The organism is Vreelandella boliviensis LC1, assembly GCF_000236035.1.
Classification (GTDB): Bacteria; Pseudomonadota; Gammaproteobacteria; order Pseudomonadales; family Halomonadaceae; genus Vreelandella; species Vreelandella boliviensis.
Genome location: NZ_JH393257.1, coordinates 1899954 through 1912401, shown reverse-complemented (window position 1 = coordinate 1912401; position 12448 = coordinate 1899954). Strand labels below are relative to the sequence as shown.

Sequence of the window (12448 nt, the reverse complement as noted above, 5' to 3'; positions counted from 1 at the left end):
CAAATATCGCTCACTTGGCGTAAGCTATGAATAAGTGAGGAGGAAGATATATGGCTATTCAGCACAAGTCAGCCGACAAGCGCCGCGAAATGGGAGCCGCCGCGATGCGCACCTATCCCAACATTTCTCGTGGATGGGGGCTAAAAGAAAGCGAAGCAGCACTGCTATTAGGCGTACCTGATTCTACCTACCGGCGTTGGAAGCTGGCACCGGAGCAGGCTCGCCTGGATGCTAATCATCTGGAGCGGGTGTCGTTGATTCTGGGTATCTACAAAGCACTACACATATTGCTGCCCAATCAAGAGGCCGCTAATAGCTGGCTACAGAGATCCAGCAATAACCCTCTTTTTGCCGGTCACTCGCCAATGGAGCGTCTTTTAAATGGTCAAGTCTCCGACCTTTACGTTGTTCGCCAGCATTTAGATGCCGCGCGTGGTGGAGGCCATGCATGACATTCCCGCTGAACAACATCACGTGGCGGCCCAGTTACCGTGTTATTCCTTCGCGTTTCCCACCGATTGATTTATTCGAAGGCGTCAACAACAACGCTGATGATTGGGACTTGCTCAATGAGCTGGAAGGCGAAACCTCCGCAAGGCTACGTGAGGAAGCAGGAACCATTCACCTCGTTCGCGATGATGACCGCCGCTACGGCCCCGGCTGGACGCCCGTTATGGCCGCCTTTTGCCACTTCCCCGCGACCGGCTCGCGTTTTAGCGATGGCACCTTTGGCGCTTACTACTGCGCGCTAACCGAAACTACCGCCATTGCCGAAACCGTTTACCACGCAGAGCAGTTTATGGGCGAGTCGAGCCAACCACCCTTGATGCTTCAGCAGCGTGTTTATCTGTCGGATTTAACGGGCCAACTGATTGATTTACGTGGGCAGAATGCTGCCCAAGCGCTTCTCACACCGAGTAGCTGGGCAGCCGGACAAACCTTGGGTAGAAAAGCCTGGGAGAAACAAGCGGATGGCATCGTTTATCCCAGCGTCCGTGATCCAGAAGGCGAATGCGCCGCAGTGCTACGTCCACCCGTGCTATCAGCAGCGCGCCAGGGACGTCATCTCGGTTATGACTGGGATGGTCAGCGTATCCGCCATGTTTATGAGCTAACGCTATTAGGTTAACGCCGTCCCTGCTAGGGTCTGTTGACGTTTCATTGCGTACTATCGCCCACTGTGGATCGCCTTTTTTGCTCTTCCAACGCCAATTCGTGCAGTCGTTTTTAAGGGCGGGGATTCGCTAGGCAGACACCCCTCAGGTTTTTCGTGCGACAATTCTCTCTTAAGCACGCGACAAGGGAGAGCATTGATGCACGCCGACACCCACCCGGAAGCCCTCAAGGTGCTGCAGGAGGTATTTGGCTACGACCGCTTTCGCGGCCCGCAGCAAGCGATCATTGAGCATGTAATCGCTGGGGGCGATGCGCTGGTGCTGATGCCCACCGGCGGGGGTAAGTCGCTGTGCTATCAGATCCCTGCACTGCTGCGCGAAGGCACTGCGATTGTGGTCTCGCCGCTGATCGCGCTAATGCAGGATCAGGTAGCGGCACTAAAGCAGAACGGAGTCAGAGCGGACTACCTCAACTCCAGCCTCGATTATCACGAGGCAGTCGAGGTGGAAAACCGCCTGCGCGCGGGCGAGCTGGATCTCTTGTATGTCGCGCCCGAACGGCTGGCCACGGCGCGACTGCAGATGCTGCTGGAACAGACCCAAATTGCCCTGTTCGCCATTGATGAAGCCCACTGTGTCTCCCAATGGGGACACGATTTTCGCCCCGAGTATCGTCAGCTCTCCCATCTGCATCAACGCTTTCCCCAGGTGCCGCGCATCGCTCTGACCGCCACTGCCGATGTGCCTACCCGTGGCGATATCATGGAGCACCTTCAGCTCCAAGAGGCAGCGCTGTATAACAGCGGCTTTGACCGGCCCAACATTCGTTACCATATCGCCGAAAATCAGGGCAAGGCCAAGGAACAGCTGTTGCAGTTTATCCGCGAGCACCACGACGGTGAGGCGGGTATCGTCTACTGCCTTTCCCGGCGCAAGGTGGAGGAGACCGCCGCTTGGCTCGAGCGCCAGGGGCTGACCGCACTGCCCTATCACGCCGGGCTTCCCGCCGAACAGCGCCAGCACCACCAGACCCGTTTTCTGCGTGAAGATGGCGTGGTCATTGTGGCCACCATTGCCTTCGGCATGGGCATCGACAAACCCGACGTGCGCTTTGTGGCCCACCTCAACCTACCCAAGAGCATCGAAGCCTACTACCAGGAGACCGGCCGCGCCGGGCGCGATGGCCTGCCCGCCGATGCCTGGATGGCCTACGGGCTCCAAGATGTGATCACGCTACGCCAAATGCAGCAGGACTCCAGCGCCGCCGACCAGCAAAAACGCATTGAGCAGCAGAAGCTCGATGCCATGCTGGGGCTGTGTGAAATCATCAGCTGCCGACGCCAGGCGCTGCTTCACTACTTTGGCGATCATCTGGATGCGCCCTGCGGCAACTGCGACAACTGCCTAACCCCACCCGAAACCTGGGAGGCCACCGTGGCGGCGCAAAAGGCGCTTTCCTGTGTCTACCGCACCGAGCAGCGCTTCGGCGTGACCTATCTGGTGGATGTACTGTTAGGCAAAAGCAACGAACGAATTACCCGTTTTGGTCACGACCGCATCAGTACCTTCGGCATTGGTAAAGAGCTCGCGGCTAATGAGTGGAAAGCACTCTTTCGCCAACTGATTGCCAGCGGCTATTTAAGCGTGGATATGGAGGGGCACGGTGGTATCAAGCTGACTGCGAACGCAAAGCCGGTGCTGCGCGGCGAACACGCCCTCACCCTGCGCAAACCAAGCAAGGCCAAGACCACTCGGCGTGGCAGCAAAGGCGCCTCTACCACGCTGCCCCACGGGGAGCTATGGGAAGCCCTGCGCCAGCACCGTCGTGAACTGGCTGCAGCCCAGGGCGTGCCTGCCTATGTGATTTTCCACGACGCCACTCTGGCTGAATTGGTCGAACAGAAACCCCAAAGCCTGGAGGCACTGGGGGCGATCTCCGGCATCGGCGCGCGCAAACTGGCGGATTACGGCGAGGGATTTTTGGGCGTTATTCTGGCGAATCGGGAAGCCGAGTAAAAATGATCAAGTCAAGGCTTGAGTGTGGTCTTCGAAACGCTCAACGGACATATCGATCACTTCCTACGAACCTACCTACGCGCAGCAATGATGGCACTGGGTTAGCTCGCCGGTATTATCGGCAATGCTCACCACGAGCGATAGCAGCGGCATCGAAAACACCTGTGTCCAGTACCCAGCCAGTGACAAGTTCAGCGGGCGTCACATCAAAAGCGGGGTTCCAAACAGGGGCGTCTTCTGGTGCCCACACCACATTACCAAAGGCACCCGCAGCGCCGCGGATTTCGGCAGGGTCGCGCTGCTCAATGGGAATATCCGAGCCGGTAGCACATGCCGGGTCTACCGTGGTGTAAGGGGCTACCACGTAAAACGGCACCTGATGATAGTGAGCGATCACCGCCAGCATGTAAGTACCCACTTTGTTGGCGAAGTCGCCGTTAGCGCAGATACGGTCGGCTCCCACCATCACTTTATCGACTTTACCTGCTGCCATCAGGCTGGCGGCCATGCTATCGGCAATTAGCTGGTAGGAAATACCTAAGTCGGCCATTTCCCAGGCGGTTAAACGGCCACCCTGTAGCAGCGGGCGAGTTTCATCCACATACACATGCAGCTCAATGCCGCGCTGTTTAGCCACCGCCAGCGCGCCAATTGCCGTACCCACCCCTGCAGTGGCCAACGCCCCGGTGTTGCAGTGGGTAAGCACCCGGTCACCCGGCTGTATAAGATCAGCGCCCCGCTCGGCCATGCGTTGGCAAAGCTCGCGATCTTCTGCAAACAGTTCGGCGGCGCGCTCGGCCAAGGCGTTGGCGCCTAGCTCAAAGCAGGCTTCCATGGCATCCAGGCAGTACATTAAGTTAACTGCCGTGGGGCGTGTGGCACGTAAGCGATCGCTCACCAGCTGCCAGTCGCTTTCAGGATAGCGCGCGGCGTATTGGGCCAACACAAAGGCGGCGCTCAAGCCAATCAGCGGCGCACCGCGAATCGCCAGGTTTTTCACCGCACCCCACCACTCTTCAGGCGAGTCACAGCGCACCCACTGCTCCGCTTGCGGCAGCTGGGTTTGATCCAAATACTCAAGGTAGTCGGCATAGGCCCGCAAACTGCGTGATTGAAGTTGAGGCATTTGATGAACTCCTTGAGTACTTGAGTTGCGGAACAGAGTAGTAGAACAATGGCACGGCTTATCAGGCGCGAAGCTTATCATATAGAATGAGCGCCACTAGAAGAGGCATCGCTGACACATGATCGTTCCCAACACAGAGACCTTACAAGCCGACCTGCTGGCCGCGATTTCCTGGGCGGCGCAGCAAGGCTGGACGCCCGCCACCGGCGGCAACTTTTCCGCCCGAACCGAGGCTGGCTATCTTGTTACCGCCTCTGGGCGGGATAAAACCCGCATTCAGGCCGATGACCTCTTGCTCTGCAACCTGGATGGTAAGGTGCTTGAAGGCAACAGCAAGCCGAGTGCAGAAAGCAACCTACATGCCGCGCTCTATCGCTTAGACGCTTCTATTAACTGCGTGCTACACACTCACACTGTGGCCAGCACGGTACTGTCACGGCGCTTTCCAGAGGGTATTGAGCTAAGCGGCTTTGAAATGCAAAAAGCCTTGCAGGGCAACGTGACCCACGACGCTACCATCAGCTTGCCCGTGGTGCCCAACTCCCAGGATATGGAGGAGCTGGCCGAGCAAGTCCGCAGCGGCTGGCCGATGCCCTGGGGCTTTTTGGTCGCGGGTCACGGCATTTATGCCGTGGGTGATAGCATCGCGAGTTGCCGCCGCCACCTGGAAGCGATTGAGTTTTTACTTGCCTGTGTTCTTGAAGAGAGCCGATGGTCTTAAATGAGTAGTCTTAAATGAGTAACCCAACTGCACGCGCGATTGTGACCGATATTGAAGGCACCACCACGGATATTAGTTTCGTGCATAAGGTGCTATTTCCCTATGCCCATGCCAAGTTGCCAGACTTTCTACGTGCAAATTCAAGCACACCAGCGGTTGCCGAGCAGATCGACGCCGTGCGCAGTGAAATGGGTGAACCTGATGCCACGCTTGAGACCGTGATCGCCCAACTGCTCCAGTGGATCGAGACCGATCAAAAGGTTACCCCGCTAAAAGCCTTGCAGGGCATGGTGTGGGCGGATGGTTACCAGCGCGGCGACTTTACAGGCCATTTGTATAGCGACGTAACCCCCGCCTTGCGCCAATGGAAAGAGGACGGCAAAGCGCTTTACGTTTACTCATCAGGTTCTGTTCAGGCGCAAAAGCTGCTGTTTGGCTATAGCGATGAGGGCGACCTAACCCCGCTATTTAGTGGTTATTTCGATACCCACATTGGTCATAAACGTGACGCCGACGCCTACCAGCGTATTGTCGCTGAACTTGACCTGCCGCCTGAAGCGGTGCTGTTCTTGTCTGACGTGGTCGAAGAGCTGGACGCCGCCAAGCAGGCGGGCATGCAAACCCTGCAGTTGGTGCGCGAAGGCACCCAGGCAGGCACCACTCACGCTTGCGTTACTCGCTTTGATGAGATCGCTCTGTAACATTTACGCCCATCGCTTTTAAGGAGAGTTTTTGATGTCGCAACTAAAAGTATTTGCTGATCAGAACCCTAATGACGCACTGGTGGACATCACCGACGGCGAACGGATTACCGCTGAGCTGAATAAGGTGGGCGTGCTGTTTGAGCGCTGGTCAACACCGGGCGAGATCGCCGATGACGCTACTCAAGAAGATATTTTAGCGCTCTACCAGGAAGATATTGACCGGGTGAAAAGCAAAGGCGGTTATCAAACCGTCGACGTTCTGCACATGGTGCCTACACATCCAGAAAAAGATGCCATGCGCCAGAAGTTCTTAAATGAGCACCGCCATCATGAAGATGAGGTGCGCTTTTTCGTCAAAGGCCAGGGGCTGTTCTGCCTGCACATCGAAGATAAGGTGTATCAGGTGTTATGTACTCGCAATGACCTGATCAGTGTGCCCGCCAACACGCCTCACTGGTTCGATATGGGCCCAGCGCCGGAATTCACCGCGCTGCGTTTCTTCGACAACGTCGAAGGCTGGGTGCCGCATTGGACAGAGAGCGATATCGCCGGAAAATTTGATCGTTTGGATCAGTTGTAAACTGGGGGCGCCGTCTATTCACTGCGAGCATAACGAAGCAATCTCGGGGTTCTCATGCAGCCTTAAGCTTAGATTGCTTCGTCGCAGGCTCCTTGCAATGACAGCGGCGCCCTAGGTGCTCTTCGCCCGCTAAAGCTGCTACTAGTTAGTGTTGAGCTATTGATAATCAGCCCTTGCTACAACACCTCTTGTTGGTTATATGCCCTGGCTAAATCCGCCAGCGCGTTCAGGTCACAGTAGACTTCCGGCTCCAGAATCAACGTTTGGCCCATCAGCACATTGCGCGCTTCAAGCTTGGCGCGCAGCGCGGTGTCTTCGATCTCTTCAAAGTCGGCGTTGTGGGCCAGCGACAGTACGCGGCGGTGCATTTCGATACCGCAGTAGGCCAGCGCATCCAAACGGATCTCATCAAGCAACGCATCGCAGGCATCGTCGGCGCTATTCCCCTGCTCTTCAAATAGCGACTTGGGAAACAGAATGCCAGTACGCTCGGTTTGCCACAGGTGGCGGAACTCGGCGTCAAAGTGGTTAAAGCACGCTTCGATCACTTCAATAATCCACGCCTGGTACTCATCAAGCTCACCTTCTTCACGGTGAGCGGGCTGGCTGAAATAGGCCATCAGGAAGTTGGCTACCGCCATGCCTAGGTCAAAGGCCATCGGCCCATATTGGGAAAACTCCGGGTCGATCACGCGCACGTCAGTATCGGTGGCCATAATCGAGCCGGCATGCAGATCACCATGGAGCATGGTTTCCGTGTTAGCGGTGAACTTCATCAACAGCCGCTGTACTTTGGCCTTTAAACGCGCATTACGGCGTAGTTCATCCACCACCGGCGAAAGCTCCGGCGTGTGGTGGTTCATTTCAGCGCCGTAATAAGGATCGGTAAATACCAGCGACTCGGTGATGGCGGGAATCGCCACATTGCCTGAAAATAGCCCCACGTCTTGCTTTTTCTCGGGGCTACTCAGCGAAAGCTCCGAGCCCCGAAATGCCGTGCGCGCGCAGAATTGGCCGATGGTTTCACCAAGTTGTGCGACTCGCTCGCCGTTGATTAACTTGCGGCGCAGTATAGTGTGGGGGTACAGATACTCCATCACAAACAGCGCCTGGGGCTTGTCGAAGTAGTACACCTCTGGGGCAATGCCCGGTGCCCGCTTGGCCTGGCGCACCAAGGCGTAATACTCAAAATGGGCGCGATAGATCGGTAGCGGCCAGCTCTCACCTACCATGCGTACATAGGGGAGTGCCTGCTTAACCACCACACTGCCCACGTCACCGGAGACAATAAACACTAGGTTGAGGTTGCCGTCACCCACCTCGCGAATCTCCCAGCTAGCAGGTTCTCCGCCCACTCGACTAGCCACTGCCTCAACACCACCCAGTCGCTGGGAAAGGGTGTCGACGCCGAGCGCGCGGTAATCTTGATCAATCTCCAAAAGTCATTCCTCACAAAACGTTTAAAGGCAGGGCGGACGGCTATTGAGCTGATATACCTAAGCCACCATTAGCGTTATCGCTGGAGAGTGAACCCTCTGAGTTAGCCACCCATATACGGTTGCGACCTTGCCGCTTGGCTTCGTAAAGCGCTGCATCTGCTTGGGATAATAGCTTGGCGGGGGCAAGGCCGACACCTGGGTAAAGTACCGCTACTCCGATACTCACCGTGACAACGCTCTCCGCCGAGGCACCCGGGTTAGGGATCTGCAAGCCTTCCACGCTGCGCCGGATCCGCTCCGCCGCTGGCTCTACAGCTTCAGGGATTGCATTGGCCATTAACACCAAAAATTCTTCGCCGCCAAAGCGCACCACTAAGTCAGTATCGCGGCTGTTGGCCTGCATGACCTTCGCTACCCGACGTAAACAGACATCGCCTTGAGGATGCCCATAATAGTCGTTGTACGCTTTGAAGTGGTCGATATCGATCACCATAAGTCCTAAGCAAAGTCCTTTATCGGCGGCCTCTTGCCACCGGACGGGGAACACCGTATCGAACTGGCGCCGATTGGCCAGAGTGGTTAAAGGGTCGGTAACCGACATGCGGGTCAACTTTTTATTATCTTTTAAGTAGTAGCCCGCACGGAGTTTCTCTTTCAATACATGCAGGTAGGCGGTTCGCTCGCTACGCTCGAAGCGGTAGTTCGCGGCAAGACTAAATACTGCCACAGCAATAAGAGTGAATATAGCCAGCCGCTTTGCTTCTGCTGGCATTGGCTCATATGGCAAGACAAATATCAGAATTATTAAAACACTAATAGCAGATGACCATACGGCATAGCTAAAGCGCAGTGAATAAACAATATTCCCCACCAACAAAATAAGCCCAAAAGAGAATACGTCAAGATAGGAGTAGGGTGCGGTGGAACTCACAAAGATCATACAAGAGATCAGCGTAGCAACGATAACCGTGCTCGTCATTAACGTCTCGCGTAACGCTGGAGAGACACCACGGTAGACCAACCAAAGAATAGGCAAGCCGAAAGGCAGCATCACTCCAACCCGAAACATGACAGCAATGCTAAAAGTGTCAGAGCGAAAGCTATAGTCGTTGATCAAAAACAGGCAATAAATGAACGCTGATATGAGCCCCGCCACGGCCATGCTACGACCGCGTTGGCGCTGGGTATCTGCTTCAAAGCGCGCCTCCACATCATCAGCAAAACGCAACAGCCAAGCGCCTTTCCCTAATTCATTTTCGACAGCTTTCAGCAACGCGTCATTGATCATTACTCACCCTCAATGCCTCACTACACTACTAATGGTTTTCATACAGCTCTAGCAGCTGTCAGAAGCCAAGTATTACATCGGCATACGACTATAATGTTCCATAGTAACGTTTAGTTAAAATGAAAACCGGTACTTTTTTAAACGTAAAACAACATGTTCTTTAATTAATCAGTCATTAAAAAAAGACGCCGCCACGAAAGCGAGCGCCTTAATTTTGCTGTTAATATAGTAGCGACTACTGAATAAGGAGGTAAGCCATGCAGCGCGAGCAAGACCCAGCAACCCTCGACTGGACCTTCACATTAGGACATCGCGAATTAGTAGTACACCAGCGCTATGAAGTGCTTAGTATGGTGAACGATTTTATGCTGGGCATTTGGTTTACGATTGGCAGTGTCTGCTTTTTTTACCAAGGTGCCGTACAAACCGTCGGCGTGTGGTTATTTGTGATTGGCAGCATACAGCTGCTGATTCGACCGGCGATTCGCCTTCATCGCTTTGTCTATTTTAAGCAACTACCGGATACCGACCACGATGCCTAGAAAGCTGCATTCAACGCAGCTGGCTGTCTTTACTACCACGCCGATTGTAGCCACTATAGGCCGACTGTTTTTTGTCCAACTCACTCTGACAAACCACACAGAGCCGAACGCCAGGAATCGCTTTACGGCGCGCTTCGGGAATAGGGTCGCCACACTCCTCGCAAACATCAAGACTTTCGCCACTAGGTAGTTGGCTACGGGCACGCCGCACCGCATCGTCTAGCGTGCTCTCCATCTGCTCTTGTTCGGCACCATCTTTTGCCCATCCACCTGCCATAGTCGCGCTCCTCGCTCAGGCCCTAACAAGCTATCAGCATAGCAGTCACGCCGTTCGATAAACCAAGTGGATGTTAGCCAACTAGGTCTGATCATTTTTTGGAGACAACGCCAGGTTCTTCTGCCCCCTCAAACACGTCAGGATATTTTCGCTTGGCTCGCACTAAGCGAATAATGGTGATGATATTGGTGACCACAATCAGGCCTTCAGCAATGGTACCGCCGATGGTGCCAATCAGCAGGTTGTTAAGCATCCAGGCTAAGGCGGCCAGCCCCAGAAAAACCCGCATGGCAATGCCGCGCATTAGAAACATGCCCACGGTTCCCAGTACCATGGCCGCCACCGGCAAAATATCCACCCAACTTTGCCACGTGAAGGCTGCAGCGATACCGCTGGCCAGCAAGACTCCCGCCATAACGGCCTTACTGCCCATATATCGACGAGCCAGAACAATCCGCACTATCACCAGCCCCGTTAGCGCCGCCGCCGTCCAGCTCTCGAAAAACACAAACTGCAGCGCAAAAGCCACATTGGCGGAAATCAGTAACACCAAGAGGCGATCGTCGTTTTTACTGGCAAAGGCCACGACACATATCACCAGAGCCACCAAGCCACAGAGCTGACCAGCCAGGGCACTATGGCTTAGGTTGTCTAACATTTATAACGCTCCTCTTTTGCATGCTGCCGTAAACCCCATACTGGCACAGTTAACGTTCTCCTAAACCAGAAACCGAACGCCTCGGGCGGCCAACGGGCTGCGTAGCTTATCTGGCAGCGGCACATCGGTGACCACGGCATCATAATCACCCAGCTGGCCCGCTGCGCAGCGCAGCGGCAGATCGAACTTGGTTTTATCCAGCACTAACACACGATAACCGGCATGGGCTAATAGCGCCTCACGGGCCATCACTTCGTCGTCGTTGTAGTCATAAAGCTGACCATGGCTATCCATCCCCCCCACCGACACAATTCCCACATCGGCACGGTAGCGTTGAAAAAAGCGCCAGGCATCGCCGCCTATCACATCCTGGTCGCGACGACGCACTCGCCCACCCGCCACCACTAATTCACACTTTAACTGGCACAGTTTAATCAGCGCATGCAGATTATTGGTCATGATATGCAACCCTTGCTTATCACTCAGCGCATCGGCCAACTGCTCAACCGTGGTGCCCGTGCCTAAAAATAGCGCTTGATGGTCTTGCACTAGGCTTGCCGCCCGCGCAGCAATCTGCCGTTTACCCGCCACATTAACGATCTGACGCTGGTCGTAGCCGATGTTTTCTTGCTCGGGAAACGGCAGCACCTCACCCTGGCGGCGCAGCACTAGGCCTTTATCGGCTAGGTGACGAATATCCCCACGCAAGGTTTGCACAGAAACCCCAAACTCTCCTGCCAGATTGTCTACCGATTGGCGCCCTTGTGAGTGGATTCGCTGCAACAGCTGTTGTCGACGTTCGAACTGGCGCATAGCCCCTCTCAGCACAACGAAAGCAAAAAGTGCGGCAAACGAAAGCCACGGAATGTTGAACGAAAGCATAGTGTCACTTTGTTGTAAGCAGATGACAGTAACTTAGGTGGGGTTCACTCACTGGAGGTTTACTCATGTTGAAGCACCCCGTGGTATCTACCCTTGCAACTGCCGTCGCGATAGCCAGTTTTTCCCTTTCAGCTCAGGTAGCGGCGAACGAAACGCTGACGCTCTACACCAGCCAGCCCAATAGCGATGCACAGCAGACCGTTGACGCCTTTGAAGCGGCCAATCCCGATATCGAAGTGGAGTGGGTACGCGACGGTACTACGCGCTTAATGACTCGGCTGCGTTCGGAGCTTTCGGCCGGGGTGAGCAACCCCGACGTGCTGCTGATTGCTGACAGCATGACCATGGAGTCGCTCAAGCAGGAGGGCCATTTACAGCCTTATCTAAGCGATCAGCGCCAAGGGTATGACACAGATCTATATGACCCGGAAGGCTACTACTACGGCACCAAGCTGATCACCACCGGGATTGTCTATAACACCGGCGCCGAGCATCAGCCGCAGAGTTGGCAAGACCTGCTGGGGCCTGACTACGCAGGGCTGGTCACCATGCCTAGCCCACTCTACTCCGGCGCAGCACTGATCCACATGGCGGCGGTTAGTGCCAACCCAGAGTTAGGCGCCGAATACTACGATGCCCTACACGCCAATCGCACCGAAGCACAGGGCGGTAATGGCGGCGTGTTTAACGCCGTGGCCGCGGGCACCAAGCCCTATGGCATTGTGGTGGACTTCCTGCCGATTCGCGAAGCCGCCAAAGGCTCGCCGGTGGAGTTTGTATTTCCTGAAGAGGGCGTGAGTGCGGTCACCGAGCCAGTCGCCATTATGCAGGGCGCAAAGAATGTCGATGCCGCGCAAAAGTTCGTTGATTTTGTGCTTTCCCAGCAGGGCCAGGAACTGGTCAGCCAGCAGGGCTACCTGCCCGCCCACAACGACGTTGCCCCGCCGGAAGGCTTTCCCGAGCGCGATAGCATTACCCTGATGCCGGTGGATACAGAACAGGCGCTGGCCCAGGAAGCCGAGCTTAAACAGCACTTTAGCGATCTATTCGGCGGGTAATCATGACGCCCGCTCTCAACTATAATAAGTACGACAGCGACA

14 protein-coding genes are annotated in these 12448 nt (G+C 55.3%); 8 read left to right on the top strand and 6 right to left on the bottom strand.

Annotated elements, in window-relative coordinates:
* The first annotated feature begins 50 nt into the window (after positions 1 to 50).
* The 3 genes from KUC_RS08535 (at position 51) to recQ (ending at position 3131) form a co-directional block, all read left to right on the top strand.
* Complete coding sequence (locus KUC_RS08535; protein ID WP_007112770.1) at positions 51 to 452, top strand: MbcA/ParS/Xre antitoxin family protein; 402 nt, start codon at positions 51 to 53, stop codon at positions 450 to 452.
* A complete protein-coding gene (locus tag KUC_RS08530; protein WP_007112769.1) occupies positions 449 to 1129 on the top strand; it encodes an RES family NAD+ phosphorylase in 681 nt (226 codons plus the stop codon). The genes KUC_RS08535 and KUC_RS08530 overlap by 4 nt, the downstream gene beginning before the upstream one ends.
* Positions 1130 to 1313: 184 nt before the next feature.
* A complete protein-coding gene (gene recQ / locus KUC_RS08525; RefSeq protein ID WP_007112768.1) occupies positions 1314 to 3131 on the top strand; it encodes a DNA helicase RecQ in 1818 nt (605 codons plus the stop codon).
* A gap of 115 nt (positions 3132 to 3246) precedes the next feature.
* On the opposite strand, the gene mtnA is transcribed toward recQ, so the two are convergent.
* Positions 3247 to 4257, bottom strand: a complete 1011-nt coding sequence (gene mtnA / locus KUC_RS08520; protein WP_007112767.1) for an S-methyl-5-thioribose-1-phosphate isomerase — start codon at positions 4255 to 4257, stop codon at positions 3247 to 3249.
* Positions 4258 to 4375: 118 nt separating this feature from the next.
* Here mtnA and mtnB point away from each other — a divergent pair, with 118 nt between their 5' ends.
* Genes mtnB through KUC_RS08505 form a run of 3 tightly spaced genes read left to right on the top strand, consistent with a single transcriptional unit; the run spans position 4376 to position 6262 of the window.
* Complete coding sequence (gene mtnB, locus KUC_RS08515; protein WP_007112766.1) at positions 4376 to 4978, top strand: methylthioribulose 1-phosphate dehydratase; 603 nt, start codon at positions 4376 to 4378, stop codon at positions 4976 to 4978.
* A gap of 14 nt (positions 4979 to 4992) precedes the next feature.
* The gene (mtnC, locus tag KUC_RS08510) at positions 4993 to 5679 is read left to right on the top strand and encodes an acireductone synthase (RefSeq protein WP_040479967.1); all 687 of its coding nucleotides are present in this window, start codon (positions 4993 to 4995) and stop codon (positions 5677 to 5679) included.
* Between the two features lie 34 nt (positions 5680 to 5713).
* Positions 5714 to 6262 carry a 1,2-dihydroxy-3-keto-5-methylthiopentene dioxygenase gene (locus tag KUC_RS08505; RefSeq protein ID WP_007112764.1) on the top strand — a complete coding sequence of 183 codons (549 nt, stop codon included), beginning with the start codon at positions 5714 to 5716 and terminating at the stop codon, positions 6260 to 6262.
* Between the two features lie 176 nt (positions 6263 to 6438).
* Here the strand turns inward: KUC_RS08505 and mtnK are convergent, their stop codons facing one another.
* Together mtnK and KUC_RS08495 are read right to left on the bottom strand one after the other, a co-directional pair.
* Positions 6439 to 7701, bottom strand: coding sequence for an S-methyl-5-thioribose kinase (gene mtnK, locus KUC_RS08500; RefSeq protein ID WP_007112763.1), 1263 nt, complete (start codon positions 7699 to 7701; stop codon positions 6439 to 6441).
* Positions 7702 to 7741: 40 nt separating this feature from the next.
* Positions 7742 to 8989 carry a GGDEF domain-containing protein gene (locus KUC_RS08495; RefSeq protein WP_007112762.1) on the bottom strand — a complete coding sequence of 416 codons (1248 nt, stop codon included), beginning with the start codon at positions 8987 to 8989 and terminating at the stop codon, positions 7742 to 7744.
* A 257-nt stretch (positions 8990 to 9246) separates the two neighbouring features.
* On the opposite strand from KUC_RS08495, the gene KUC_RS08490 reads away from it, so the two are divergent.
* On the top strand, positions 9247 to 9531 hold the full coding sequence (locus tag KUC_RS08490) for a YrhK family protein (protein WP_007112761.1): 285 nt from the start codon (positions 9247 to 9249) through the stop codon (positions 9529 to 9531).
* A gap of 10 nt (positions 9532 to 9541) precedes the next feature.
* Here KUC_RS08490 and KUC_RS08485 read toward each other — a convergent pair whose 3' ends face one another.
* The 3 genes from KUC_RS08485 to KUC_RS08475 form a co-directional block, all read right to left on the bottom strand.
* The gene (locus KUC_RS08485; protein WP_007112760.1) at positions 9542 to 9808 is read right to left on the bottom strand and encodes a DksA/TraR family C4-type zinc finger protein; all 267 of its coding nucleotides are present in this window, start codon (positions 9806 to 9808) and stop codon (positions 9542 to 9544) included.
* A 91-nt stretch (positions 9809 to 9899) separates the two neighbouring features.
* Positions 9900 to 10466 (bottom strand): YgjV family protein, encoded by a 567-nt coding sequence (locus tag KUC_RS08480; protein ID WP_007112759.1) that lies wholly within the window; start codon positions 10464 to 10466, stop codon positions 9900 to 9902.
* A gap of 60 nt (positions 10467 to 10526) precedes the next feature.
* Positions 10527 to 11279 carry a DeoR/GlpR family DNA-binding transcription regulator gene (locus tag KUC_RS08475; protein ID WP_040480415.1) on the bottom strand — a complete coding sequence of 251 codons (753 nt, stop codon included), beginning with the start codon at positions 11277 to 11279 and terminating at the stop codon, positions 10527 to 10529.
* Between the two features lie 134 nt (positions 11280 to 11413).
* Between KUC_RS08475 and KUC_RS08470 the strand changes: the two genes are divergently transcribed.
* Positions 11414 to 12406: an ABC transporter substrate-binding protein gene (locus tag KUC_RS08470; RefSeq protein ID WP_007112757.1), complete on the top strand. Its 993-nt coding sequence runs from the start codon at positions 11414 to 11416 to the stop codon at positions 12404 to 12406.
* The last annotated feature ends 42 nt before the right edge of the window (positions 12407 to 12448 follow it).

Bases quoted from the DNA above. Each gene is read 5' to 3' on its own strand.
- KUC_RS08535 (WP_007112770.1), top strand. From the start codon at position 51: ATGGCTATTCAGCACAAGTCAGCCGACAAGCGCCGCGAAATGGGAGCC.
- KUC_RS08530 (WP_007112769.1), top strand. From the start codon at position 449: ATGACATTCCCGCTGAACAACATCACGTGGCGGCCCAGTTACCGTGTT.
- recQ (WP_007112768.1), top strand. From the start codon at position 1,314: ATGCACGCCGACACCCACCCGGAAGCCCTCAAGGTGCTGCAGGAGGTA.
- mtnA (WP_007112767.1), bottom strand. From the start codon at position 4,257: ATGCCTCAACTTCAATCACGCAGTTTGCGGGCCTATGCCGACTACCTT.
- mtnB (WP_007112766.1), top strand. From the start codon at position 4,376: ATGATCGTTCCCAACACAGAGACCTTACAAGCCGACCTGCTGGCCGCG.
- mtnC (WP_040479967.1), top strand. From the start codon at position 4,993: ATGAGTAACCCAACTGCACGCGCGATTGTGACCGATATTGAAGGCACC.
- KUC_RS08505 (WP_007112764.1), top strand. From the start codon at position 5,714: ATGTCGCAACTAAAAGTATTTGCTGATCAGAACCCTAATGACGCACTG.
- KUC_RS08495 (WP_007112762.1), bottom strand. From the start codon at position 8,989: ATGATCAATGACGCGTTGCTGAAAGCTGTCGAAAATGAATTAGGGAAA.
- KUC_RS08490 (WP_007112761.1), top strand. From the start codon at position 9,247: ATGCAGCGCGAGCAAGACCCAGCAACCCTCGACTGGACCTTCACATTA.
- KUC_RS08485 (WP_007112760.1), bottom strand. From the start codon at position 9,808: ATGGCAGGTGGATGGGCAAAAGATGGTGCCGAACAAGAGCAGATGGAG.
- KUC_RS08480 (WP_007112759.1), bottom strand. From the start codon at position 10,466: ATGTTAGACAACCTAAGCCATAGTGCCCTGGCTGGTCAGCTCTGTGGC.
- KUC_RS08475 (WP_040480415.1), bottom strand. From the start codon at position 11,279: ATGCGCCAGTTCGAACGTCGACAACAGCTGTTGCAGCGAATCCACTCA.
- KUC_RS08470 (WP_007112757.1), top strand. From the start codon at position 11,414: ATGTTGAAGCACCCCGTGGTATCTACCCTTGCAACTGCCGTCGCGATA.